The organism is Streptomyces sp. SCSIO 30461 (assembly GCF_037023745.1).
In the GTDB taxonomy this organism is placed as follows: domain Bacteria; phylum Actinomycetota; class Actinomycetes; order Streptomycetales; family Streptomycetaceae; genus Streptomyces.
Map to the genome: position 1 here is coordinate 5,343,548 of NZ_CP146101.1, position 23,410 is coordinate 5,366,957.

A 23,410-nucleotide genomic window follows, 5' to 3' on the forward strand; every position below is an offset into this window, starting at 1 on the left:
AGGCCGAGGGCCTGGAGCCCATACTAGAGAGCAGAGTTGAAACTCGGCACCCGATCGGTCCTGCCGACGGAAGCGGGACGCACACGGCCCAGCTTCCTGACGGCGTCGGCACCGTGCACGTCGATCTCGGTGACGGGCACACGATTCTTCTTCGCGGCGGCGAAGGCGGTTGAGGTCTGGAAGGTCACGACGGCCGTCCTAGGTCATCTTGTGCTAATACGGAGCGCCGCACCGTTGCAGTGTCGGCGGCACGACTTTACTCTCATGGCCACCCACAGCAACTCGTCACGTAGGTCTACGGCAAAAGCGTGGCGCGAGTATTCCCCACTCCGAACGGAACAAGCCATTCCATCGAAAGAGTGAAGCCAAATCCGCCGAGGGGGGTACGCATGGCCGGGGTTCCCGGACATCTGCAAAGCATGGTCTTCCGAAACGCTGATCTGCCGGTTCTCTTCCACCGAACCGATGAGACGGCCATCTCACGCCAGCGCGAGGCCGTCAACGGCACCCGGCTGCAGCTGCTGCTGCTCGTCCTGGGCGCCGCCCTGGCCGCGCTGCCCTGGCGTGGCGCGATCGGCGCGTCCTTCCAACTCACCGGCCTCCTGAGCGTGTTGGCGTACGCCGGAGTGCTCGTGGTCAGCTTCCGCGGTTCTCGCCAGCGAGCAAAGTCGCACTGGCAACTCAACAGGTCGGCCGCGGAGTTCATCCGCTCGATGTGCTGGCGGTACGCCGTCCACGGCACCCCCTTCGACTCCGGCTCCCCCGACCCCGACCGGCTGTTCGTCACCCGCCTGGAAGAGGGGCTGGCCGAGCTGAAGAAGGTCGGCTGGACGGACCCGCGCGCATCCGGGGAGACGGCGGTCGGTACGGAGCTCATCACCACACCGATGCGGCTGCTGCGGGAGAAGGGGTTCAGTGCACGCAAGGAGACCTATGTGCGAGACCGGTTGATCGAGCAACGCAACTGGTACCACCGCCGCATGGAGGTCTCCCGCCGTGCCACCCTGCTGTGGCAGGTGACCATCGGCCTGCTCACCGTCTTGGCCCTGCTCTTCGGGACCCTGCGCACCTTCTCGGTCACCGAGTCCCCGGAGCCGCTCGGGCTGCTCTCGGCTGCCGCCGCCGCGTGTCTGGCCTGGAGCGAGATCCGCCGCCACCAGCCTCTGATCGCCGCCCATTCACTGGTGGAGGAGGACCTGGCGGCGATTCACATCGCGATGGAGACCTCGGTGACCGAGCAGCAGTGGCCGTCCGCCGTGTACGAGACCGAGCGGATCGTCTCCCCGCAGCACACGGACTGGCTGGTACGCCACCGCAGTTGACGCCCCGGTCGGCGGCACAGGTCAGGCCCGCTGCACACCGGGCTGCCAGATGACGGTGACCGGCGTGCCCGTCCGCCGTGCGTACCGCACGATGTCGCCGGTCCCGCCGACCCCCCGGGCGGGCAACCCGTCCCAGACCGCGAGCAGCCGGTCGCAGTTGTCGGCGATGAAGGCCCCGGCGGCGTAGTAGGCCTCGTCGGTGGACTGGTCGAACGCCATACGGATCTCCTGACTGGCCAGACTGCGCAGGCTGCGGAACCTGGCCAGTTCCTCCGGCTGGTCGAAGTCCTCCTCGTAGTTGCCGCTCGGAATGACGACGGTGAGTGCCGCACCGCACTCGAGGGCGATGTCGGCGAAGATCTGGTCGGCTCCGACCGCCAGGCTGGACAGTGCTTCCAGCGAGCCGCTGTGCCCGCACAGCAGCGTGCGAATGGCGTCGCGGACATGGGGCATGGCCTCGGGCGGGATGTTCCGGTGGCCGGTCACTCCGATGCGCTTCAAGATCGAACCCCCCAGAAAGACCCAACGCTGCGCGACCGTCCTGACATCCTCTCAAATCAACGCAAGACGTCGAGTCCCCGTCCCTCGATTCGGACACCGGTGGGTGACGGGGAGGACCTCATGGAGCCTCATCCCTCACCAACCCGGCAGCATTCGGCCCCACCGGACGGAAGCCCGGTGGGGCCGAATGGGAGCGCCTTCGCGCCCCTGGTGTCCGCGCCGGGCTGCGGGGCGGCCGCGAATCGGAGCGCCGCACGACGTGGCAACGGGCCTACGGGGCGAACGAGGCCGGATGAGGCCGGACCGAGTCCGGCGCGATCAGTACACGCTGACGCCGTACGCGCGGAGCGCCTCGGTCACCGGCTGGAAGTAGGTCGTGCCGCCGGTGGTGCAGTTGCCACTACCACCCGAGGTCAGGCCGATGGCCCGGCTGCCGGAGTACAGCGAGCCACCGCTGTCGCCCGGCTCGGCGCAGACGTTCGTGCGGATCATTCCGTAGACGATGTCCCCACCGCCGTAGTTGACGGTGGCATTGAGTCCGGTCACCGAACCGCTGCGGGTGCCGGTGGTCGAACCGCGACGGGTCACGGACATCCCGACGGTGGCGTTGGCGGCACTGGTGATGTCGACACCGCCGACAGTGCCGGACTTGGAGATCGAGGTGTTGGTGTAGCGGACGATTCCGTAGTCGTTGACCGGGAAGCTGGAGCCGACGGTGGGGCCGAGGACGGTGGTACGGGAGGAGTTGGAGTACCAGGTGCCCGCGCCGTCGGTGCAGTGGCCCGCAGTCAGGAAGTACGTGTTGCCTGCGCTGTCTCGGACATTGAAGCCCAGCGAGCAGCGCCAGCTCGACGCGTAGACGGCGTCGCCGCCCGAGATGAGCCGGCGGATCTTGCCCGGGGTTCGCTCGATGCGGAGCGCACCGGCGTTGGCTCCGGCAGTCTGCTTGATCCTGGCCAGCGCCGCCCGGGAGACGGTGGAGTCGGCGGTGACGACCAGGGTGCCGGTCGCCTGATCGATGTGCCAGGCGGTTCCGGCCACATCGGCTTGCAGCACGGCGTCGCTCGCGGCGGAGAGCTGTGACACGCTGAATGTGCGGGGGGCCTCGTCGGCGCTGGCGGTGGGGACGGCCAGAGCTGCGGCTGCTACGAGGCCTGTGGTGAGGGCGAGCAGACGGGTACGTCTCGTCGCTCCGTTGCGGGGGATGGTGCGCTTGATCCTCACTTCGCGTTCCTCCAGAGGGGAATCGGGGACCCGCCTGTGGGGTGACGGGCCCGTGAGGCGCAGTCGATGGAGCAGGGGATCGCGGGATTCCAGCTCCGCTGTGCTCCTGACAAGCGCTTGCTCGGGAGTATTCGTAGCGTCAACTACCGGCGCAAGGGTGCCTTTCGGTCTTGTGACACGAGTGACTCCTCGCCGTCTTCCGCCCGTCGGCGGACCGGACGAAACGGCCGGTTCCGCCCGGCTGCCACGACATGATGGTCCGGGGCGGACCCGACCGGACGGTCGTTTCCCCCGGTGGGGGTGCGGACGGCGGTCGGGCGATGGCGGGCCTGCTCAGGCCGTCCGACCGATACGACGACACGACCCGTCCGGGTGTGATGTCCCTCACACCCCATATGCGGCTCGGCCGGAAGTCGATGTTCCGGTGCCGACGGGAGCTCAGCAGCCGTCACACGGGCAGCAGCAGTCGCAACTGCCGCAGTTGCAGCAGTCGCAGTCCCGGCAGCAGCCCTTGCGCTTCTTGCGGGACCAGGGGCCCTCGTACTCCTCGGCGCAGCACAGCCTGCAGGTGCAGCACAGGCCGATGAAGGCGCCGCAGCCGGCCCAGAAGCCGCGCGGCTGCGGTCGGTGCGGGCCGTCACCGAACCGCGGGGAGTGCCCGCCGGGGCCGCCCGGGCCTCCGGTCGCGCCGTAACCGCCGCCATGGGGACCGTACGAGCCATGCGGGCCGGCCTGCCCGGACGATCCACCGGCGGGGTCGGAGCCGTACGGGTTTCCCTGCGGAGGCTGCGAGCCGTACCCCTGGTGCGAGCAGTCGGCCGAGCCGAAGGCCCGGTCCACGGACCGCCTGAGTTCGTGCGCGAGCAGCATGTGCAGCAGTCCGTCGTCGACGAACTCCGCGTCCCGCAGCGCGAGCCGGATGCCGTGCAGCGCGTCGTCAGCGAGGCGCCGCGCCTCCGCCGACGAGGTCCCGGTCGCCGCCAGCGGGTTCCAGGCGCCCGACAGGGCGTCGGCTTCCCCGTCCTCCACGGCGTCCAGCAGATGGGCGAGGCGCCCGAAAAGCCTGCCGGCCTCGGCGAGTGGGGCGACGTTCTGCGGTCGACCGGCCAGTACGGCGGTGTGCGCGAAGGCGGCCGCCGTCGCAGTCTCGGTGGGCTCGGTCACCACCAGCAGCGGAGTGCCGGGGCCTGCGAGCACCTCGATCCCCGTCTGCCGATCCACCGCATCGACCAGCACGTCGGTGTCGAAGCCGACTCCTCGCCCTGTGCGCGCACCGGCGCGGGCCCAGTTCCCGGCGACCTTGCGCGCCGCGGCCGCCACCGGCCTGCGGGCCAGCAGCCCGTCGCGGTCGGCCACATGATCGCGCACCTTCGCCGACGCGAGCACCAGGGAGACGGCGGCGGCCAGCCGCGCGCCCTCGCCCTGCGCGACGGGTGCCGTGCGCATCGCCCGCAGCGGGCACGGCCCCGCCTTCCTGCGCGACCCTGCCGACGGAGTGATCTGAGCCTCCGTCAGCACCGAGAGGATGAGGCCGTCGTAGTTGGTGACGACTCTGGCGAACTGCCCGTGGTCCGAGCGAAGGGCCAGGCAGAGCCCGCAGAGATGCGCCATCCACTCCGTCCTGAGGCCGTCGGTCAGGCGATGGGTGCAGGGTCTGACGATTCCGAACACGACATACCCCCCGAGGAGTCGTTCGAGTGAGCGGGCCGCATCCTACCCGCCAGACCCTTTAGCCCATACGCGCCGAACGTCACCCATCCGGCACGACATTCATATTTTGCTTCGATATGAGGCCCCTGAGGGTCCCTCAGGGCTTCTATTCAGGAACAATGTTGACGAAACGCCACAACTTCTGCACCAGTACCGTCACGAAAACCTCGCGCGGCGACTATCCCCTTGGCGCGCGATCCGCATCATGGACGACCATAGTGACGCGGAACCTCAAGTGACCGCGTTGAAAGGAGGCGTCCATGGCATCGGTACGCAAGGCGAGCGCATGGCTGGGGCTTGTCGAGGACAACGACGAGCGGTACTACGACGACGAGTACTCCGAGGGTACGGGAGCGGCCGAGCAGTGGGTCACCGACCCGCGGGTCCGGGTGGCCTCCGAGACGGCGCAGGAGCAGGGACGCCGGATCGCCACCATCTCCCCCGACAGCTTCCGCGACGCGCGCATGATCGGCGAGCACTTCCGGGAAGGCGTCCCGGTCATCGTCAACCTGACCTCGATGGAGCCCTCCGACGCCAAGCGCGTCGTCGACTTCGCGGCCGGGCTGACCTTCGGGCTGCGGGGCTCCATCGAGCGGGTGGCGACCAGGGTCTTCCTGCTGACCCCCGCCGACACGGAGATCGTCACCGGCGAGCCCACCGGCCACACCGGTGACGGCTTCTTCAACCAGAGCTGAGTCCGGGATGCACCCCGGCCACACGCCCCGGTCCGCGACGGGGCCGTCGTACCGCTCGGCACGGCGTTCGCCTGTCTGCCCAGCGCTCCGGGCCGTGTTCCAGGAGTCCCGCCTGGCCCGCCCTTCGGGCGGCCGGCGCCGCTCCCGGAACACGGCCTAACGGAAGGCGTCCTGACCCGTGAGCGCCTTGCCGAGCACCAGCTGGTGCATCTCCACGGTCCCCTCGTAGGTGAGCACCGATTCGAGATTGGTCGCGTGACGCATCACGGGGTACTCCAGTGAGATCCCGTTGGCGCCGAGGATGGTCCGCGAGGTGCGGCAGATCTCGATCGCTTCCCGCACGTTGTTGAGCTTCCCGAAGCTGACCTGCTCGGGCCGGAGCCTCCCGGCGTCCATCCGCCGCCCGAGGTGCAGGGCGAGCAGGATCCCCTTGTGCAGTTCCAGCGCCATGTCGGCGAGTTTGGCCTGGGTGAGCTGGAAGCCCCCGATGGGCCGGCCGAACTGCTCGCGTGTCCTGGCGTAGTCGAGCGCGGCCTCGAAGCTGGAACGGGCCGCCCCCATCGCGCCCCACACAATGCCGTAGCGCGCGTGGGACAGGCAGCTGAGCGGGCCCTTGAGACCGGTGACACCCGGCAGCACCGCGTCGGCGGGCAGACGCACCTCGTCCAGGACGAGTTCACTGGTGACGGAGGCGCGCAGGGACCACTTGTGCTTGATCTCGGGAGCGGAGAAGCCGGGGCTGTCGGTCGGTACGGCGAAGCCGCGGATACCGTCGTCGGTCTGGGCCCACACCACCGCGACCCCGGCGACGGAACCATTGGTGATCCACATCTTGCTGCCCGTCAGAACCCAGTCGGCACCGTCCCGCTTGGCGCACGTGCGCATCGCCGCCGGATCGGAACCGACGTCCGGCTCCGTCAGTCCGAAGCAGCCGATGGTGCTGCCATCGGCCATCGACGGCAGCCAACGCTGCTTCTGCTCCTCCGAGCCGAACTTCCAGATCGCGTACATCGCGAGTGAGCCCTGGACGGACACCAGCGAACGGATACCCGAGTCGGCCGCCTCCAGCTCCAGACAGGCCAGTCCGTACTGGACGGCCGTGGCGCCCGCGCAGCCGTAGCCGGTCAGCGACATGCCGAGCGCGCCGATCGAGCCCAGCTCACGGGCGAGCTCACGGATACCGGGAAGCTCACCGCTCTCGTACCAGTCGGCGACATACGGCAGCACGCGGTCGTCAGCCCAGGAGCGGACCGTGTCGCGAATCGCGAGGTCTTCCGGCTCCAGGAGGTCGTCGATGCCGATGGGGTCGGCTGGATCGAAGGGCGGCAACTTCGAGGATGCGGTCATCAGGGTGCCTCCGGCGGCCGGCACCGCCCAGGCCCTGCCTCGGCGCGTGCGCGAACCTAACGGTGTCAGTCAATGATCAGCGCTGACGTTACGGCTCAGTGTGCCGTGCGTCCAGAGCGGGCCGCGCCGGCCGCCTCCGCGGGCTTGCGGTGCAGGGAGGCGGCGGACGAGCGCAGACGGTCCCGTGGCCCCTGCACCGCCTGGTCGGGGAGTTCGGAGACGTACGACCGGGCATCGGTGCCGGACGCCCCGGAACCGGTGCCCGGCGCGCCACAGGCCTGAGCGACCACCGTGGCGTCCTCGGTGTCCTCGGCCCCGTCGGGGCACTCCATCGCCCTCGGCAACCGCAGTGCCGCCAGCGCCCCGAGCAGCAGCAGCCCGGCGCTGACCACCAGCGTGACATGCAGACCGTGCACAAACGCCGACCGCGCGGCGATCCGCAGCGCGTCCCCTGCCGGGCCGCTGAGGCCCGCGGCGATCTGGTAGGCCTCGCCGAGGGAGTTCGTCGCGGCCTCGCGGGCGGCGCCCGGCACCCCTGCCGCATCGGTCAGCCCTGGCGCGTACGCGGCGTTCATGACGCTGCCGAGCATGGCGATGCCCATCCCGGCACCGAGTTGGTAGGAGGTCTCGCCGATGGCCGCGGCTGCACCGGCCTGCGCCGCGGGTGCCTCGCTGAGCATCGACTCGTACGCGCCGAACAGCGTGGTCTGGAGCCCGAAGCCGAGCAGCACGAACCCGGTGGTGAGCAGCAGCGGCCGGTCGTGGTGTCCCATCAGCGTGAGCAGCAGCACCGCCGCCGCGGTCAGCACGAAGCCCCAGCCGACCATCCGCCGCGGTCCGACACGGCGCAGGGTGTAGGAGCCGGTCGCTCCGGCGGCCATCGCCGCGAAGGTGAGGGGCAGCAGCCGCAGGCCGGTCTCCAGGGGGCTGAGACCGAGCACGAGCTGGAGGTACTGGACGGCGATCAGCTCCAGGCCGACCAGTGCCAGCATGGCCAGCACGATGCAGCCGACGGAAGTGGAGAAGGTGGCGCGGGCGAACATCCGCATGTCGATGAGGGGATGGTCGCGGCGGCGCTGGCGGCGGACGAAGAGCACGAGGAGCAGCAGACCGGCGAGCAGCGGGCCGGAGGTGGCGATGTCGAGCGGGCTGTGGCCCACCCCGAGACGCTTGACACCGAGCACGAGCCCGAGCACACCGGCGGCGGCCGTCAGAGCGCCGACGACGTCCCAGGGGCCGTCGCCTTCGCCCTTGGACTCGGGCAGCAGCCAGCGGCCGACCGGGAGGATCAGCGCCATCAGCGGGATGTTGATCAGGAAGACCGAACCCCACCAGAAGTGCTGGACCAGGAAACCGCCGAGCACCGGGCCGGTGGCGGCGCCGACCGCGGCGACCGCCGTCCAGATGCCGATGGCGGTGGCCCGCTCACGGCGGTCCGGGAAGACGGCCCGGAGGATCGAGAGCGTCGCGGGCATGATCATCGCGCCGCCCACGCCGAGCAGGGCGCGGGCGCCGATGAGCACCTCGGGATTGGTGGCCAGCGCGGCGACGGCCGAGGCCACGCCGAACAGCGCGTAGCCGAGCAGGAGTATGCGCCGACGGCCGACGCGGTCGCCCAGGGTGCCGAAGAGGATCAGCAGCGCGGCGCAGACCAGCGGGTAGGCGTCGACGATCCAGAGGAGTTCGACCCCGCTCGGGCGGAGGTCCTCGGTGACTGCGGGCACGGCGACGTGCAGCACGGTCGCGTCGAGCGCGACGAGCAGCAGGCTGACGCAGAGGACGAGGAGAACGACCCAGCGGTTGACACCGCCGCCGGTGGCGCGAATGGGCGCTCCGGTCGTGGTCGTTCCGGACATGTATGTACCTCCTGGTGGTCTCTCGCGTCGGTGGGCCGTCCGGGGCGGGGCCCCGCGGTGGCCCGGCATCGAGGGCGAGTGATCAGCCAATGTACGCGAGTCAGAGCCGTTGACGCGTGGTCCACCTCTCACCTCGACGGGCCGCACGATGTGGCGTACGCCACGCTCACGGCCTCCGTGAGGTGGTACCCGCCGCACCTCGAACGGCCCTGTAATTCCAGACATCCGGCATATGAACGGCTTTCTCCGCTGCTTACCGGAGTCCGAGCGCCACCCCTCAGAGAGCATGCCCGCCCGAATTCGAACAGCAGCGGGAAGGCATTCCCTCCCGATTCACCGGACCGCTCTCACTTCCCCCGGATTTCTCCCCGTGACCACGGGAAAGAATGTCCGACTGAGACCGACTCCACATCACATCGTCATCACGAAGGGCCGAGATCGGCCGGACCGCACACTCACTCCCTGTAACGTCGATTGGGTGCGTACCGACATCTTTGCCCGCCTGGACCGGGAGCCGGAGCCGCCGAAGATAGAGATCCCGCGGATGAGCCGCACCCGTCTCGCCCTTCTCGGCGGGACCTCGGCGTTCTACGTCGCGATCGTCGTGGCCGTGCTGCTCTCGTCCTGGCTGGTGATCATCGACTGGAAGGTCATGCTCTTCCGGCCGTATCAGCAGTGGCCGGAGCTGCACGCGTTTCTGGACTACTTCGTCGTCCTGGGCCAGCGCGGGCCGACCGCCGTGATGGTGGCCGCCTGGCTGGGCTGGCGCTCGTGGCGGCAGCACACTCTTCGGCCACTGCTCTCCCTGGGGGCGGCGCTGCTGCTGCTGAACGCGACGGTGGGCGCGGTCAAGCTCGGCCTAGGGCGGCTCGGGCCGCACTACGCGACGCAGATCGGCTCGGCCGAGATGTTCGCCGGCGGCGATATATTTCCGTCGGGCCACACCGCCAATGCCGTCGTGACCTGGGGAATCCTCGCCTATATGGCCACCACCCCACGGGCGAGGCGCTATCTGTCGGCGCTGTCCGCCGTGGTGGCCCTCGGTGTCGGACTGACCACGGTCTACCTCGGTACGCACTGGCTGAGCGACGTCCTGCTCGGCTGGGCGGCTGGACTGCTCGTGCTGCTGGCGCTGCCTTGGTGCGAGCCGCTGATCGGGCGGGCGGAGGAGGCCATCCTCACGCTGCGCGACCGGCTGCGCGATCAGATGCGCGCGCGCCGTCTGCCGGTGCCCGCGCTCCCCGTCGTGCCGAAGAGCCCGCGCCCGGCGATGTTCCCGCAACGTGCGTCGTCGGAGAGCTCCGAGCCGGTGCGCCGACCGGTGGGCGCGAGCGGCGGGCGTAGGGGTTCCGCCTCCGGCGGAACGGCGTCCGGGACGGCCACCCAGCCCACCCAGGTGCGTACGCACGCGGTCGCGCGCCCGGGACTCGGCACACACGCCCCGCATACCTCCCATGCGCCGTACCCCTCGCACGGCAACCCGGTGGCGTCGTCGGCAGGCACCCGACGTGCCCCCCGATCGCGTCCGGTCACCGGCAACTGACCCCCACCGGCACTCCGACAGCACACCCGCACGGGGCGGTCGCGCACAGCCGCCGGCAAGGCGTCGCGGGCCCCGGTCCAACGCGGTGGACCGGGGCCCGCGCCCGTTCTCGCGGAACGGCAGCCGTCAACCCTTCCAGCAGCGCCGCACCCTGCCGTCGTCCACCTCGAAGTTGAGCCGGCCCGCCAGGTACTCCATGGTGATGATCGCCCCTGGCGGCAGCGATCTGACGGTTGTCCAGCCCGCACCGCGTGCGCGCCGCTCCGCGGTGTCTGCGTCGAGGCCCACGTAGTCCTCAGGTGTGTGGTCGGGCTCTGCCGGAGGGGTCGGTATCGGTGCCATGGAACCTCACCGTAGGTGGCGGCGGACGGCGGCGAAAGCCCTCTTCACCGTCCGGGATCCGCACGGCTATCAGCATCCTCCAGTACCTCACCGGTCACACTTGTGTCACAGGATCACGACATGTGTTTGGCGGTGCCGGGTTCATCCGTGCCGTTGAACAGATAAATTCATACGACGATGATCAGGTATCCACCTGACGCCGATCACTCCCGGTCCGAATTTCTCCGGATTCCGCCGACCCGGAATGCGCCCCCTCACCCGGAATTCTCTCCGGAGCCCGCTCGGAGCACCCACCGCGAGAAGCGGGAATTCATCATTCCTTACGCACTCCCTACTTCCGGATGAAACCGCCGATCACCCATACGCGTATCACCCGTGTCCCGGTTCGTGTCGCGCCCTCCCGGGTGTCCGTCGTGCCTACTGTGGCTCCAGCCCGAGACGGAATCCCGAGGGGGCAGCGATGGGGTCGGACACCGCGGGAACGGCCCCGGACACGCCCGCCGCGACAGCTCCCCCATGGCGGCGACGCTCTCGGGGCCGTGTGGTCGTGGACTGGCTCACCACCACCGACCACAAGAAGATCGGCCATCTCTACCTGGTCACCTCGTTCGGCTTCTTCCTGGTCGCGGGGCTGCTGGCGATGCTGATGCGGGCCGAGCTCGCCCGCCCCGGACTCCAACTGCTGACCAGCCAGGAGTTCAACCAGGCATTCACGCTGCACGGCACCATCATGCTGCTGCTCTTCGCCACGCCGACCTTCGCGGGCTTCGCCAACGAGCTGGTGCCGCTCCAGATCGGCGCTCCGGACGTGGCCTTCCCGCGGCTGAACATGTTCTCGTACTGGCTGTTCCTGTTCGGCGGTCTGATGGTGCTCGGCTCGCTGCTGGTGCCCACCGGCCCCGCGGCCTTCGGTTGGACCGCCTACGCCCCGCTGAACAGCCTGGAGCGCTCCCCCGGCGTCGGTGTCGACCTCTGGATCATGGGGCTCGCGCTCTCCGGTTTCGGCACGATCCTCACCTCGGTGAACTTCCTGGCGACGATCATCGGTATGCGGGCACCGGGTATGACGATGTTCCGGATGCCGATCTTCACCTGGAACATCCTCTTCACCGCGATCCTGGTTCTGGCCGCCTTCCCGGTGCTGGCCGCGGCGCTGCTGGTGCTGGAGTCCGACCGCAGGTTCGGCTCGGTGGTGTTCGACTCCGGGAACGGCGGAGCCCTGCTGTGGCAGCACCTGTTCTGGTTCTTCGGCCATCCGGAGGTCTACATCATCGCCCTGCCGTTCTTCGGCATCATCACGGAGATCATCCCGGTCTTCTCCCGGAAGCCGCTGTTCGGCTACGTGACCCTGGTGGGCGCCACGATGGCCATCACGGGTCTCTCCTTGGTGGTGTGGGCTCACCACATGTTCGCCACCGGTGCGGTGCTGCTGCCGTTCTTCTCCCTGCTGTCGTTCCTGATCGCCGTGCCCACCGGCGTGAAGTTCTTCAACTGGAGCGGAACGATGCTGCGGGGCTCGCTGTCGTTCGAGACGCCGATGTTGTGGGCGGTCGGCTTCCTCGTGTCGTTCCTGCTGGGCGGTCTGACCGGGGTCATCCTGGCCTCGCCGCCGATGGACTTCCATGTCACCGACTCGTACTTCGTGGTCGCCCACTTCCACTACACGGTCTTCGGCACGGTCACCTTCGCCACCTTCGCCGGCTTCTACTTCTGGTGGCCCAAGTTCACCGGCCGGATGCTGGACGAACGGCTCGGCAAGATCCATTTCTGGACGCTCTTCGTCGGCTTCCAGACCACCTTCCTCGTGCAGCACTGGCTGGGCGCGGAAGGCATGCCGCGGCGCTATGCGGACTATCTGGCGGCGGACGGCTTCACCACCCTCAACACGGTCTCGACCATCGGGGCGTTCCTGCTCGGCTGCTCCACGCTGCCGTTCCTCTACAACGTCTGGAAGACGGCGCGATACGCGCCGAGGGTGACGGTCGACGATCCCTGGGGGTTCGGCAGGTCACTGGAGTGGGCGACCTCCTGCCCGCCGCCCCGGCACAACTTCGTCTCGCTGCCCCGGATCCGCTCCGAGGCCCCGGCGTTCGATCTGCACCACCCGGGGTTCGCGGAGCCACGCCCGGCCGTGCCGAAGTCCCCGCACGACGACGTCAGCCGGGGTCTCCCAGGGCACGGGACAGCCGGTCCCTGGTCGCCTTGACGTGCGCGGTCAGCTCAAGCGGCTCGACCACCTCGAAGTCGAAGCCCATCATCATCACGTGAATGACCATCACATCAAGGCCGGCCGCTCCCGTACGCAGCAGACAGCTGTCCGGCCCCTCCGCCTCCAGCACCCCGTCCGACGGTGAGACGACTTCGACCGCCCGCTGCACCGGCACACGCAGCCTGATCACCGCCCTGGCGGAGTACGCGGCCGTGGAGACCCCCTTGGAGACATAGGCCGCGAGGTCGTCGGCCGGTGGGGTGCGCGGGGTGAAGCGCGGGCCGTGCGGTGGTTTGGGGGTGATCCGGTCGACCCGGAACGTCCGCCAGTCGGCGCGGTCCACATCCCAGGCGACGAGATACCAGCGGCGTTCACTGCACACCAGGCGGTGCGGCTCCACCGAGCGGCGGGTCGTCTGGCCTCCGTGGTCCTGGTAAGCGAACCGCAGCAGCTCCCCGTCCCGGCAGACACCCGCCAGCTCCGCGAGGATCACGGGGTCCACCGGGTTCCGGGGCGCCCGCAGCATCGGCACGGTGAACGCGTTCAGGGCGCTGATCCGCCGGCGGAGCCGATCGGGCAGCACCTGCTCCAGCTTGGCCAGGGCACGTACGGAGCTCTCACCGATGCCCTCGACGCCTTGGCCCGCCGCGGTGCGCAGACCGACCGCGACGGCCACGGCCTCGTCGTCGTCGAGCAGCAGAGGAGGCATCCGGGCGCCCGCGCCGAGCCGGTAGCCCCCGCCCGTGCCGGGGCTGGCGTTGACGGGGTAGCCGAGCTCGCGCAGTCGGTCGACGTCCCGCCGCACGGTGCGCGGGGTGACTCCGAGCCGCCGGGCGAGGTCGGCTCCGGACCATTCGCGGTGCGCCTGCAGCAGGGAGAGCAGGCGCAGCAGTCGTGCCGAGGTTTCCAGCATGGGACGAGTCTGGCACCGCTTGCGGACAGAACGAGTCCGCAAGCGGCGAACCTCATACGAGAGGCATGAGCCGGACGCAGAGGTCGTTGGCGCCGGTGTAGCCGGGGACGGCGCGGTATCCGGCCGACTGATGGGCCGGATAGACGTAGATGTCCTTGCGGTTCCAGATGTCGTCGAGGAGACGGGAGATACGCACCTTCCGCGCGCTCTCGGCGGCGGGGTGCAGCCACAGAGTCCACAGCTGTTGCCCGACCGTGGTCTCCACCCCTGCCGCGTCAGCGGCTTCGGTGTCGCCGACGAGGTCCGCGTACCGCACGGTGCAGCGGAAGTACTCGGCTTCGCCCGTCACCGCGAAACCGCGCACCTTGTCCCCGAGCCGTGCCTCCACCTTCGCACCGGCACCGAGCCGTGCACCGTACAGGACGCCCGCCACCGTGAAGGCACCCGGCCCGACTTCGATGTCCCCCGCCTCCGCATGGGGTTCACGCACCCAGGCACGGACCGCGAGCCGGCCGTCCGCCTCCGGATACGGGAGCCGCACCGCGACCGGCCCGGGCTCCGGGACCCGGTCGATGAACGCCCGCAGGTCGCGGATTCCGGCCGCGACGGCGGTGCCGTCGCCGGTGAAGGCGTCCCATTGGCCCTCCGCCAGGTCGACGGCGCCGGACAGCACCGCGCCCACCCGGCCGCTTCCCCGCTCGGTGAGCGGCAGCCGCACGATGCCGTCGGGGCCCGTGCCCGCACCGCGCCGCCGCAGCACCAGCGCGTCGCCGTCGGCTGTGCTTCCCTCCCAGGTGAAAGTGACCGTCCCGGTGGAGTCGGCGAGGCAGTCGGCGCGCGGCGGACGCCGCTCGCCTCCGGTGGCCGTGGTCAGCGTCGTGGACGCTGCAGGCGTGGTCATGCCTTCCTCCCCTTCCGGATCGCGTCGGCGGCTCGATAGCGCAACGCGTAGCCGGCGTCGAGCACGGCACCCCTCGATCGGTGCACCGCGTCACGTACGGCGCTGCGGCGGCGGGTGCCGCCGCCGCTGGTGACGAGTTCGGTGAACAGCCTCTCGTGGCGCTCCGCGATCCGTGCCGGGTCGAAGCGCTCGGAAGCCTCGCGGGCGGCGGTGCCGGCGGCCCGCCGCAGGGCGTCGTCACCGATCAGGTCCAGCAGGGCGTCGGCGACCGCGTCCGCGTCGCCGACCGGGACCAGCCGGCCGTCGACCCCGTCCTCGATGATCTCGCCCGGACCGTGCGGGCAGTCGGTGGAGACCACGGGCAGGCCGCAGCGCATCGCTTCCACGATGGTCATCCCGAAAGACTCGATGTTCGAGGTGACCGCAGCGATCGAGCCCTTGACCCACTCCGGTTCGAGGGGATTCGCCGGCCCCATCAGGAAGACGTGGTTGTGCAACCCCCGCTGCTCGATCAGGGAGCGCAGGGCTGCACGTTCGTTGCCGGTGGCGTCGCCGGTCCCGTAGATCCTCAACCGCCAGTCGGGGCGGGCGGCGACGACCTTGGAGAATGCCTTGACCAGCAGGTCGTACCGCTTGACCTTGGTGAGCCGGCCGGCCGCGATCACCCACTTGGCCGCCGGGTCGGCGGGTTCCGCATGCGGTGCCGGCACGCTGTTGGGCACCGACGAGATCCGCACCCCGGGCAGCTTCAGCCGGGTGCGGTAGGCCCGGGCGTCCGCCTCGGTGACAGTGGTGACCGCGTCCAGCAGGGCGTACCGGTGGGCGATCTCGCGGCGCAGCCGGTAGCCGTGGCTCTCCAGCGTCAGGTGCTCCTGGCCGACCCGGACCGGACCGCGGCGGGCCTGGCGGGCGATGTGGACGTTCAGCCCGGGGCGGGTGCCGACGACGACGTCGGCTTCCAGTGACCTCAGATGCGCGGCGATACGGGCGTCCGTGAGCCGGCTGTACTGCTTCCAGCGGCCGTCGCCCCGCGGGAACACCTTCGCGGGGCGGCTGTAGTCGGGATGGCCCGCGTCGTTCCCGGCGCTGCCCTTGCGCAGATCCACGAGGTGGCGCATGACGACCCCGGACGGAGCGCCGAGCATGGGCTCCTCGCGATGCCGGAAGACGGAGACGATCTCGACTTCATGACGCTCCGCCAGGACTTGGGCGAGATTGAACGTCGTACGGATCGTGCCCCCGATGCCGTACGCATTGTGAAGCAGAAAAGAAATATGCATGCGCTGGTGCGCCCCCGTTGTTCCCCCGGTCAATGTCGGTCTGCGAACGACTCTACTGGTCAGCCCGGACCGATCCGCGCGCAAGGGCGCCGGTTGACGCCGCGTCGGCACGCTTTCCCGGCGGCACACCGCGGCCTTGGGTATCGACCTGTCGACTTGGCGATGTGTCGGCACACCTTCACCCGGCGCGTGACTCCTTCCGCCGCTCACCCGTTGTTCCCGTCATGAGTCGGGAGCGCCCCGGCTCCCAATCAGCACCGAGTCCGAGGAGCCACCCGTGCCGCGCATGCTCGACGTCAGCGAGGACGTACGCGCCGAGATCGGCGACGAAGAAGCCGACCGGCTGCTCGCCGGCGAGAACGCCCCGGGCAGCTACGACTGCACCTCATGCCGTACCCCGGGTGATTCCGAGCAGGAACGCACCAGCACCGTGCTGTTCGTCGGCGAGGAGACCGCCGTTCTCGCCTTCGCCCACGCAAGCTGCATCCCGTCCCAGGTCGTCCAGGTCTCGGAGGAACAGCTCAAGGGCGCCGTCCGGTCGATCACCGGTGAGGCCGCAGCGCCGACCGCGTACTCCGCGCACGCCTACCAGGCTCCGCACGCGGAGCCGGTCGGCCAGCCGGCCGCTCCCGAACCCGCTGTGCTCGGTGTCACCAGCGGACTCGTACTGATCGGCGAGGAGCTGCACCCCGCGCTGGTCGTCGAACCGACAGGGCCGATCGCCCGCCCCGGCATGGTGGGCGGCGGTGACGACTTCCTTCCGCTGCTGATCGAGCAGGGTTTCCTGCCGGTGTCCGCGGTCAACGAGGTGCCGCCGACGCTGCACGGCTGGTCGGTACTGCTCGCCATGGGCCAGCTGCACGCCGTGCTCCAGCCGGGGAACCCCGGTGGCGGGCAGATCGCCTGGTGGCAGGCACACCAGGCGCTCCAGGTGACGGACGGCTGGCGGGTCGCCGCCAACAAGTCCCACCGGGTACTGGTGTTCGCCGCTCCGGTCGGCTCCATCGGCCAGCAGCCGCGTGAGGACCTGCTGCGCGACGCCTTGGACAAGGCCGCGGCAAACGGGCGGCTGGTCGCCGCCGCCATGCCGCTGGCGGGCACCTGACCAGGCCGGGGCCGGACCAGGACCCGGGCCGTCCGGAGAAGCTCACCGTGCGTCCCACCTACCCCGGCCGAACTGCGATTACCCCGCAGGGGCCGCATCCGACCGGCACGCAGGTCGTTGGCTCATACGTGCAGACATACGACCCCGCCCGAGAGCCCTATCCGAGCCAGACCCCCGAGGGCACGCCGATCTATGACGCCCTCTACTCCGAGTACCGGCGGTCGTTCCGGGCACTGCCAGGGGACCGCAGCGGCGAGGAGGACTTCGGCTTCAGGGCCTTCGGCACCGGCCAGAGCAGCGGCCACACCGGATTCGGATCCGGATTCAGCGGGGACCTGAGCGTCTGGCAGACGGGAGTCCGACGGCGCACCGGGCAGCATCGCGCGCCCGCAGCACTGCCACCCGCGCCTCGCAGAGGGCTGTGAGGAAGCCGAGTCCACAGCAGGAGCAGTGAAGTGGCCGGGACAGCTCCGCCGTCCCGGCCGCTTCACTGCTCATCGCCCCTCGTACGAGGGGCGATCCACGAGCTGCTACTTCTTCTTGCCGCGCTTCTCCCGCACCCGCACCGAGATATGGATCGGGGTGCCTTCGAAGCCGAACTCCTCCCGCAGCCTGCGCTCCACGAAGCGCCGGTAACCGTGCTCCAGGAAGCCGGACGCGAACAGGACGAAGCGCGGGGGCTTGGTGCCTGCCTGGGTGCCGAACAGGATGCGCGGCTGCTTGCCGCCGCGGATCGGGTGCGGATGGGCCGAGACCAGCTCGCCGAGGAAGGCGTTGAGGCGTCCGGTCGGCACCCGGGTCTCCCAGCCGTCAAGGGCCGTCTCGATCGCCGGGACCAGCTTCTCCATGTGCCTGCCGGTGCGGGCCGACACATTGACCCGAGGAGCCCACGAGACCTGCTGCATCTCGGTCTCGATCTCGCGCTCCAGGTAGTAGCGGCGCTCCTCGTCCAGCGTGTCCCACTTGTTGTACGCGATGACGAGCGCACGGCCCGCCTCGACGGCCATGCTGATGATCCGCTGGTCCTGGACGGAGATGGACTCGCTGGTGTCGATGAGGACCACGGCGACCTCGGCCTTCTCGACGGCGGCGGCGGTGCGCAGCGAGGCGTAGTAGTCGGCGCCCTCCTGGAGGTGGACCCGCTTGCGGATACCCGCGGTGTCCACGAACTTCCAGGTCGTACCGCCGAGCTCGATGAGCTCGTCCACGGGGTCGCGGGTGGTGCCGGCCATCTCGTTGACGACGACGCGCTCTTCGCCCGCGACCTTGTTCAGCAGAGACGACTTGCCGACGTTGGGGCGTCCGATGAGTGCGATCCGACGAGGGCCGCCGACCGCGTTTCCGAAGGTCTGGGCGGGGGCGTCGGGCAGGGCCTTGAGTACCTCGTCCAGAAGGTCCCCGGTGCCGCGGCCGTGCAGCGCGGATACCGGGAACGGCTCGCCGAGCCCGAGTGACCACAGCATGGCGGCGTCGGCTTCGGCGGAGGGGCCGTCGACCTTGTTGGCGGCGAGGACGACGGGTTTACCCGCCCTGCGCAGCAGCTTGACGACGGCCTCGTCGGTGTCGGTGGCGCCGACGGTGGCATCCACGACGAAGACCACGGCATCGGCGGCCTCGATCGCGAACTCGGCCTGGGCTGCCACGGAGGCGTCGATGCCGAGCACATCCTGCTCCCAGCCGCCGGTGTCGACCACCTTGAAGCGCCGACCGGCCCACTCCGCCTCGTAGGTCACCCGGTCGCGGGTCACACCGGGCCGGTCCTCCACGACGGCCTCACGGCGGCCGATGATGCGGTTGACGAGGGTCGACTTGCCGACATTGGGGCGGCCGACGACGGCAAGGACGGGAAGCGGGCCATGGCCGGCCTCATCGATGGCGCCTTCGACGTCCTCGAGGTCGAAGCCTTCCTCCGCGGCGAGCTCCATGAACTCCGCGTACTCGGTGTCGCCGAGTGCCCCGTGGTCGTGCTGGTCGTTCATGAAGTCCGTTCCTTGTTCTTCCGTGGTGATCGGTGGGCTCGCACAGGCCGGTGGGGCCGGGAGCCCACTACTGGAGTCTGACTCAGCGCCCGGTGAGGCGCCTGGCGTTTTCCAGGTGGGCGGTGAGCCGCTTCTGGATGTGCACGGACGCGTCGTCCAGCACCCTGCGGGTGCGTCTGCCCGTGCCGTCGCCCTCGGTGAAGGCCTCTCCGAAGACGATGTCCACGCCGCCACGCAGCGGCGGCAGCGCCGGTATCAGCCGTCCACTCCGCTCGCTGCTGCCCAGCACGGCGACGGGGACGATCGGGGCCCCCGAGCGCACGGCGAAGTAGGCGAGCCCGGAGCGGATGGCGGTGAAGTCCCCCTCGCCCCTGGTGCCCTCCGGGAAGATCCCGAGAACACCGCCGTTGTCCAGCACCGCGAGGGCGGAGGTGATCGCCGCCCGGTCGGCGCTGTTACGGTCCACTTCGAGCTGCCCGATCCCGCGCAGGAACCTGCCCAGCGGCCCGACGAAGGCCTCCCGCTTGATCAGGAAGTGCACCGGTCTGGGAGCGCAGCCCATCAGCATGGGGCCGTCGATGTTGTGCGAGTGGTTGACGGCGAGTATCACCGGGCCGCTGGCCGGGACATGCCAGGCTCCGAGCACACGCGGCTTCCACAGCGAGTACATGAGCCCGATACCGATCCGTCTGCCGACGGCGGCACCTTTCCCCGAGGGGACAGCCGGTACGGTCACCGGGCGGCCCGCTTCTCCTCGACCAGCGTCACGACACACTCGATGACCTGCGAAAGTGTGAGCTCGGTGGTGTCGACCTCGACGGCGTCGCCCGCCTTGGCGAGCGGCGAGGTCTTACGGCTCGAATCGGCGGCGTCGCGCTTGATCAGCGCTTCGCGGGTGGCATCGAGACCGCTGGCCTCCTTGCCCTTCAGCTCTCCGCTGCGGCGGGCGGCGCGGGCCTCGGCGGACGCGGTCAGGAAGATCTTCAGATCGGCGTCGGGCAGGACGGTGGTGCCGATGTCCCGGCCCTCGACGACGATGCCTTTCTCGGCAGCCGCCGCTATGGTCCGCTGGAGGCCGGTCATCCGGGCGCGTACCTCGGGGACCGCGCTGACCGCGCTGACCTTGGAGGTCACCTCCTGGGTGCGGATGGGGCCCGCAGCGTCGGCGCCGTCCACACTGATGGTGGGGGCGAGCGGGTTCGTACCGGACTCGATCACGGGCTTCCCGGCAGCACTCGCGATCGCTGCCGGGTCGTCGGTGTCGATCCCGTTGTTGATCATCCACCAGGTGATCGCCCGGTACTGCGCACCGGTGTCCAGGTAGCTGAGCCCCAGCTCGGCAGCGACCGCCTTCGAGGTGCTCGACTTGCCCGTGCCGGAGGGGCCGTCGATGGCGACGATCACGGATTCCACGGTGTCGGAGACCTTCCTCATACGCGTTTGCGGGCAGGCGGGAATGCCAAGGTGCCCCGCACAAGGTTACCGAGTGCGCGGCGGGGTCCACGCACCCGTGCTTATCAGCTGCCTATCGACCCCTGATTCCGGGGCCGGACGCATACGGCCCGGCCCCGGGAACCACGCTACTGGCGCAGTGCCCAGCCGCGCTCCCGCAGCGAGGCGCTGAGCACCGGCGCGGTGGCGGGCTCCACCATGAGCTGCACCAGGCCGGCCTGCTGGCCCGTGGCGTGCTCGATACGGACATCCTCGATGTTGACACCGGCCCGGCCGGCGTCCGCGAAGATCCTGGCGAGCTCCCCGGGCTGGTCGCTGATGAGCACGGCGACGGTCTCGTACACGGTGGGGGCGGCGCCGTGCTTGCCCGGGACGCGCTCACGCCCCGCGTTGCCGCGGCGCAGCACGTCCTCGACTCCGGTGGCACCGTCCCGCCGCTTGTCCTCGTCGGATGACTGGAGGGCGCGCAGCGAGCGGACCGTCCCGTCGAGGTCGGCCGCGACACCGGCGAGGACGTCGGCGACCGGGCCCGGGTTGGCGGAGAGGATGTCGATCCACATCCGGGGGTCGGAGGCCGCGATACGGGTCACGTCCCTGATGCCCTGGCCGCAGAGCCGGACCGCCGTCTCGTCGGCGTCGGCCAGTCGCGCCGCGACCATGGAGGAGATCAGTTGCGGGGTGTGCGAGACCAGTGCAACCGCCCGGTCATGGGCGTCCGCGTCCATCACCACGGGCACGGCACGGCACAGCGCGACCAGTTCCAGGGCGAGGTTGAGCACCTCGGTGTCGGTGTCCCGGGTCGGCGTGAGCACCCACGGGCGCCCCTCGAAGAGATCGGCCGTCCCGGCCAGCGGGCCCGAGCGCTCCTTGCCCGACATGGGGTGCGTACCGATGTAGGCGGACAGATCCGTGCCGAGGGCTTCCAGCTCGCGCCGCGGCCCGCCTTTCACACTGGCCACGTCGAGATAGCCGCGCGCCGTCCCGGCGCGCATGGCCTCGGCGAGTGTGGTTGCCACATACGCGGGCGGTACGGCCACGATCGCGAGGTCCACCTGCCCCTCGGGCTCCTCGTCCGTGCCGGCCCCGAGCGCCGCCGCCGTCCTGGCCTGCGCCGCGTCATGGTCCCGGAGATACACACTGACGCCCCGCGCGGACAGGGCCAGGGCCGCCGATGTGCCGATGAGACCGGTCCCGATGACCAACGCCGTTCTCACTGGGCGATGTCCTTGCGCAGAGCGCCCGCGGCGCCGAGGTACACATGGGCGATGCCTGACTTGGGCTTGTCGGACTCGACGTGCGCGAGGATCCGTACCACCCGGGGCATCGCACCCCGGATGTCCAGCTCCTGGGCGCAGATCAGCGGAACGTCCACGATGCCGAGCCCGCGCGCCGCCGCTGCGGGGAAGTCGCTGTGCAGATCGGGGGTGGCCGTGAACCAGACACTGATGAGATCGTCGGCGGTGAGCCCGTTGCGCTCCAGGATGGCGGTGAGCAGCAGACTGACCTGCTCGTCCATGTGCCCGGCTTCGTCCCGTTCCAGCTGGACGGCTCCCCGGACGGCTCGTACCGCCACGTCATGCTCCTTTGCTCAGTACTACTCAGTGCTCAGTGCTCAGTGCTCAGTGCTCAGTGCTCAGTGCTCCCGGTCAGCGTAGTCAGCCATCGTGACGCACCGGCGCGGCGACCGTCCTGCGAGACAGACGACGGCCACCGCGGCGCGGTCGGTGTGCGGACAGGGTCACATCCGCTGCGACTTGATCAGCTCCTCCAGGGAGCCGGCCTTCGGAAGCTTCCCGTTGGGGGTCAGCTTGTCCACGGCCTTCGGCAGGGACTGGGCGATCTCGTCAGCGGCCTGCTGCGGGGTCACACCGCTCTGCTGCGCGACCTTGTCCAGCGTCTCGTTCGGCAGCGCCTCGGCGATCTGCGAGCCGCTGACGGGCTTGTTCTGACCGGTGCTGATCCAGGACTGGGCCTGCTCGACGAGGCCTGACTTGCTGAGCATGTCCATCAGGCCGCTGAGTGGACTGCCGTTGGAAGCGCCCTTGCTTCCGTTGCCACTGAACGCGTTGAGCAGCGCGCCGAGGATGTTTCCGGCGCCGCCCTGACCGTGACCGCCCTGACCGTTACCGCTCTGGCCTCCGCCGAGCAGATTCCCCAGAAGGCTGCCGAGATCGTTTCCCGCCATGGTCCTGCCTTTCGCGTAGGAGACGGGGGATCACGGCAAATGTCACCCACTCCAGGTCCTACCGCCACCCGGACCATCACGGACTGTCAACGCAGGACCAGACGAGGCGATGCCGATCTCTCATGTCCGCCCGCTCACCTGGTCGCATAGCCTGGCGCCCATGACCCCCGAGGCGCTGATACGTGACCACACCATCTACTCCTGCGTGATGGGCTCCCGCGCCTTCGGCCTGGCCACGGACGCCAGCGACACGGACCGCCGTGGGGTCTTCCTCGCACCCACCGAGCTGTACTGGCGGTTCGACAAGCCTCCGACGCATGCGGAAGGCCCGGCGGACGAGCAGTTCAGCTGGGAGCTGGAACGCTTCTGCGAACTCGCGCTGCGCGCCAACCCCAACATCCTGGAGTGCCTGCACTCCCCGCTCGTCGAGCATGTCGACGACATCGGACGCGAACTGCTCGCCCTGCGCGAGGCGTTCCTTTCCCGCCAGGCGCAGGACACCTTCGTGCGCTATGCCGGCGGCCAGCGCCGCAAACTGGACGCCGACGTACGGCAGCACGGGGCGCCGCGCTGGAAGCACGCCATGCATCTGCTGCGTCTGCTGGCGTCCTGCCGCGATCTGCTGCGCACGGGACGGCTGGTCATCGAGGTCGGCGAGGACCGCGAGCGGCTGCTCGCGGTCAAGCGCGGCGAGGTGGCCTGGGCCGAGGTGGAATCGTGGATGAACCGGCTCGCCGAGGAGGCCGAGCGGGCCGCCGACAGCACCCTGCTGCCCGAGCAGCCGGACCGCCGACGGGTGGAGGACTTCCTCGTACGCACCCGCAGGGCGTCCGCGAAGGGCTGAGC

General features: G+C 69.8%; 23 protein-coding genes. 7 read left to right on the forward strand and 16 right to left on the reverse strand.

All coding sequences use genetic code 11. The features are described 5' to 3' along the window. Positions 1-23: 23 nt before the first annotated feature. Positions 24-188, reverse strand: a complete 165-nt coding sequence (locus tag V1460_RS23890; protein ID WP_338675663.1) for an FXSXX-COOH protein — start codon at positions 186-188, stop codon at positions 24-26. Positions 189-419: 231 nt separating this feature from the next. Here V1460_RS23890 and V1460_RS23895 point away from each other — a divergent pair, with 231 nt between their 5' ends. Beyond that, positions 420-1,322, forward strand: a complete 903-nt coding sequence (locus tag V1460_RS23895; protein WP_338675664.1) for a DUF4231 domain-containing protein — start codon at positions 420-422, stop codon at positions 1,320-1,322. Positions 1,323-1,343: 21 nt separating this feature from the next. Here V1460_RS23895 and V1460_RS23900 read toward each other — a convergent pair whose 3' ends face one another. The 3 genes from V1460_RS23900 to V1460_RS23910 form a co-directional block, all read right to left on the reverse strand. Continuing rightward, a complete protein-coding gene (locus tag V1460_RS23900) occupies positions 1,344-1,823 on the reverse strand; it encodes a hypothetical protein (protein ID WP_338675665.1) in 480 nt (159 codons plus the stop codon). A 318-nt stretch (positions 1,824-2,141) separates the two neighbouring features. Then, the gene (locus V1460_RS23905; RefSeq protein ID WP_338675666.1) at positions 2,142-3,047 is read right to left on the reverse strand and encodes a S1 family peptidase; all 906 of its coding nucleotides are present in this window, start codon (positions 3,045-3,047) and stop codon (positions 2,142-2,144) included. Positions 3,048-3,485: 438 nt separating this feature from the next. Further along, positions 3,486-4,718 carry a DUF5685 family protein gene (locus V1460_RS23910; RefSeq protein WP_338675667.1) on the reverse strand — a complete coding sequence of 411 codons (1,233 nt, stop codon included), beginning with the start codon at positions 4,716-4,718 and terminating at the stop codon, positions 3,486-3,488. Between the two features lie 299 nt (positions 4,719-5,017). Here V1460_RS23910 and V1460_RS23915 point away from each other — a divergent pair, with 299 nt between their 5' ends. Further along, complete coding sequence (locus tag V1460_RS23915; protein ID WP_338675668.1) at positions 5,018-5,452, forward strand: cell division protein SepF; 435 nt, start codon at positions 5,018-5,020, stop codon at positions 5,450-5,452. A 156-nt stretch (positions 5,453-5,608) separates the two neighbouring features. Here the strand turns inward: V1460_RS23915 and V1460_RS23920 are convergent, their stop codons facing one another. Then, positions 5,609-6,799 carry an acyl-CoA dehydrogenase family protein gene (locus V1460_RS23920; protein WP_338675669.1) on the reverse strand — a complete coding sequence of 397 codons (1,191 nt, stop codon included), beginning with the start codon at positions 6,797-6,799 and terminating at the stop codon, positions 5,609-5,611. 95 nt (positions 6,800-6,894) lie between these two features. Then, a complete protein-coding gene (locus V1460_RS23925; protein WP_338675670.1) occupies positions 6,895-8,655 on the reverse strand; it encodes an MFS transporter in 1,761 nt (586 codons plus the stop codon). 478 nt (positions 8,656-9,133) lie between these two features. Between V1460_RS23925 and V1460_RS23930 the strand changes: the two genes are divergently transcribed. Further along, complete coding sequence (locus V1460_RS23930; RefSeq protein ID WP_338675671.1) at positions 9,134-10,198, forward strand: phosphatase PAP2 family protein; 1,065 nt, start codon at positions 9,134-9,136, stop codon at positions 10,196-10,198. A gap of 126 nt (positions 10,199-10,324) precedes the next feature. Here the strand turns inward: V1460_RS23930 and V1460_RS23935 are convergent, their stop codons facing one another. Beyond that, positions 10,325-10,540, reverse strand: a complete 216-nt coding sequence (locus tag V1460_RS23935; protein WP_338675672.1) for an I78 family peptidase inhibitor — start codon at positions 10,538-10,540, stop codon at positions 10,325-10,327. Positions 10,541-11,000: 460 nt separating this feature from the next. On the opposite strand from V1460_RS23935, the gene ctaD reads away from it, so the two are divergent. Further along, positions 11,001-12,746, forward strand: coding sequence for a cytochrome c oxidase subunit I (gene ctaD, locus V1460_RS23940; protein ID WP_338675673.1), 1,746 nt, complete (start codon positions 11,001-11,003; stop codon positions 12,744-12,746). On the opposite strand, the gene V1460_RS23945 is transcribed toward ctaD, so the two are convergent. The 3 genes from V1460_RS23945 to V1460_RS23955 are packed head-to-tail and all read right to left on the reverse strand — an operon-like array spanning position 12,697 to position 15,843. Beyond that, positions 12,697-13,662, reverse strand: a complete 966-nt coding sequence (locus V1460_RS23945) for a YafY family protein (RefSeq protein ID WP_338675674.1) — start codon at positions 13,660-13,662, stop codon at positions 12,697-12,699. The genes ctaD and V1460_RS23945 overlap by 50 nt on opposite strands. Before the next feature lie 52 nt (positions 13,663-13,714). After that, entirely contained in the window at positions 13,715-14,563 is an 849-nt protein-coding gene (locus V1460_RS23950) for a hypothetical protein (RefSeq protein WP_338675675.1), read from the reverse strand. Next, entirely contained in the window at positions 14,560-15,843 is a 1,284-nt protein-coding gene (locus V1460_RS23955; protein ID WP_338675676.1) for a glycosyltransferase family 4 protein, read from the reverse strand. Before V1460_RS23955 ends, V1460_RS23950 begins: the two co-directional genes overlap by 4 nt. Positions 15,844-16,120: 277 nt before the next feature. Here V1460_RS23955 and V1460_RS23960 point away from each other — a divergent pair, with 277 nt between their 5' ends. Together V1460_RS23960 and V1460_RS23965 are read left to right on the forward strand one after the other, a co-directional pair. Continuing rightward, positions 16,121-16,948 (forward strand): hypothetical protein, encoded by an 828-nt coding sequence (locus tag V1460_RS23960; protein ID WP_338675677.1) that lies wholly within the window; start codon positions 16,121-16,123, stop codon positions 16,946-16,948. A 128-nt stretch (positions 16,949-17,076) separates the two neighbouring features. Beyond that, positions 17,077-17,373 carry a hypothetical protein gene (locus tag V1460_RS23965; RefSeq protein WP_338675678.1) on the forward strand — a complete coding sequence of 99 codons (297 nt, stop codon included), beginning with the start codon at positions 17,077-17,079 and terminating at the stop codon, positions 17,371-17,373. 105 nt (positions 17,374-17,478) lie between these two features. Here V1460_RS23965 and der read toward each other — a convergent pair whose 3' ends face one another. The 6 genes from der to V1460_RS23995 all read right to left on the reverse strand — a co-directional run bounded on the left by der (position 17,479) and on the right by V1460_RS23995 (position 22,564). Further along, the gene (gene der / locus V1460_RS23970; protein ID WP_338675679.1) at positions 17,479-18,927 is read right to left on the reverse strand and encodes a ribosome biogenesis GTPase Der; all 1,449 of its coding nucleotides are present in this window, start codon (positions 18,925-18,927) and stop codon (positions 17,479-17,481) included. A gap of 82 nt (positions 18,928-19,009) precedes the next feature. After that, positions 19,010-19,597: a lysophospholipid acyltransferase family protein gene (locus V1460_RS23975; RefSeq protein ID WP_338678176.1), complete on the reverse strand. Its 588-nt coding sequence runs from the start codon at positions 19,595-19,597 to the stop codon at positions 19,010-19,012. A 62-nt stretch (positions 19,598-19,659) separates the two neighbouring features. Then, positions 19,660-20,361, reverse strand: coding sequence for a (d)CMP kinase (cmk, locus tag V1460_RS23980; RefSeq protein WP_338675680.1), 702 nt, complete (start codon positions 20,359-20,361; stop codon positions 19,660-19,662). A gap of 146 nt (positions 20,362-20,507) precedes the next feature. Continuing rightward, positions 20,508-21,593 carry a prephenate dehydrogenase gene (locus V1460_RS23985; protein ID WP_338675681.1) on the reverse strand — a complete coding sequence of 362 codons (1,086 nt, stop codon included), beginning with the start codon at positions 21,591-21,593 and terminating at the stop codon, positions 20,508-20,510. Then, positions 21,590-21,952 (reverse strand): chorismate mutase, encoded by a 363-nt coding sequence (aroH, locus tag V1460_RS23990; protein ID WP_338675682.1) that lies wholly within the window; start codon positions 21,950-21,952, stop codon positions 21,590-21,592. The genes V1460_RS23985 and aroH overlap by 4 nt, the downstream gene beginning before the upstream one ends. 165 nt (positions 21,953-22,117) lie before the next feature. Next, positions 22,118-22,564 (reverse strand): YidB family protein, encoded by a 447-nt coding sequence (locus V1460_RS23995; RefSeq protein WP_338675683.1) that lies wholly within the window; start codon positions 22,562-22,564, stop codon positions 22,118-22,120. A gap of 160 nt (positions 22,565-22,724) precedes the next feature. Here V1460_RS23995 and V1460_RS24000 point away from each other — a divergent pair, with 160 nt between their 5' ends. Beyond that, positions 22,725-23,408 (forward strand): DNA polymerase beta superfamily protein, encoded by a 684-nt coding sequence (locus V1460_RS24000; RefSeq protein WP_338675684.1) that lies wholly within the window; start codon positions 22,725-22,727, stop codon positions 23,406-23,408. The last annotated feature ends 2 nt before the right edge of the window (positions 23,409-23,410 follow it).

What these genes read in the sequence shown, in the direction of transcription:
- V1460_RS23895 (WP_338675664.1), top strand. Translation starts at nt 420, where the DNA reads ATGGTCTTCCGAAACGCTGATCTGCCGGTTCTCTTCCACCGAACCGAT.
- V1460_RS23915 (WP_338675668.1), top strand. Translation starts at nt 5,018, where the DNA reads ATGGCATCGGTACGCAAGGCGAGCGCATGGCTGGGGCTTGTCGAGGAC.
- V1460_RS23920 (WP_338675669.1), bottom strand. Translation starts at nt 6,799, where the DNA reads ATGACCGCATCCTCGAAGTTGCCGCCCTTCGATCCAGCCGACCCCATC.
- V1460_RS23925 (WP_338675670.1), bottom strand. Translation starts at nt 8,655, where the DNA reads ATGTCCGGAACGACCACGACCGGAGCGCCCATTCGCGCCACCGGCGGC.
- V1460_RS23935 (WP_338675672.1), bottom strand. Translation starts at nt 10,540, where the DNA reads ATGGCACCGATACCGACCCCTCCGGCAGAGCCCGACCACACACCTGAG.
- ctaD (WP_338675673.1), top strand. Translation starts at nt 11,001, where the DNA reads ATGGGGTCGGACACCGCGGGAACGGCCCCGGACACGCCCGCCGCGACA.
- V1460_RS23945 (WP_338675674.1), bottom strand. Translation starts at nt 13,662, where the DNA reads ATGCTGGAAACCTCGGCACGACTGCTGCGCCTGCTCTCCCTGCTGCAG.
- V1460_RS23950 (WP_338675675.1), bottom strand. Translation starts at nt 14,563, where the DNA reads ATGACCACGCCTGCAGCGTCCACGACGCTGACCACGGCCACCGGAGGC.
- V1460_RS23955 (WP_338675676.1), bottom strand. Translation starts at nt 15,843, where the DNA reads ATGCATATTTCTTTTCTGCTTCACAATGCGTACGGCATCGGGGGCACG.
- der (WP_338675679.1), bottom strand. Translation starts at nt 18,927, where the DNA reads ATGAACGACCAGCACGACCACGGGGCACTCGGCGACACCGAGTACGCG.
- V1460_RS23975 (WP_338678176.1), bottom strand. Translation starts at nt 19,597, where the DNA reads ATGTACTCGCTGTGGAAGCCGCGTGTGCTCGGAGCCTGGCATGTCCCG.
- cmk (WP_338675680.1), bottom strand. Translation starts at nt 20,361, where the DNA reads ATGAGGAAGGTCTCCGACACCGTGGAATCCGTGATCGTCGCCATCGAC.
- V1460_RS23995 (WP_338675683.1), bottom strand. Translation starts at nt 22,564, where the DNA reads ATGGCGGGAAACGATCTCGGCAGCCTTCTGGGGAATCTGCTCGGCGGA.
- V1460_RS24000 (WP_338675684.1), top strand. Translation starts at nt 22,725, where the DNA reads ATGACCCCCGAGGCGCTGATACGTGACCACACCATCTACTCCTGCGTG.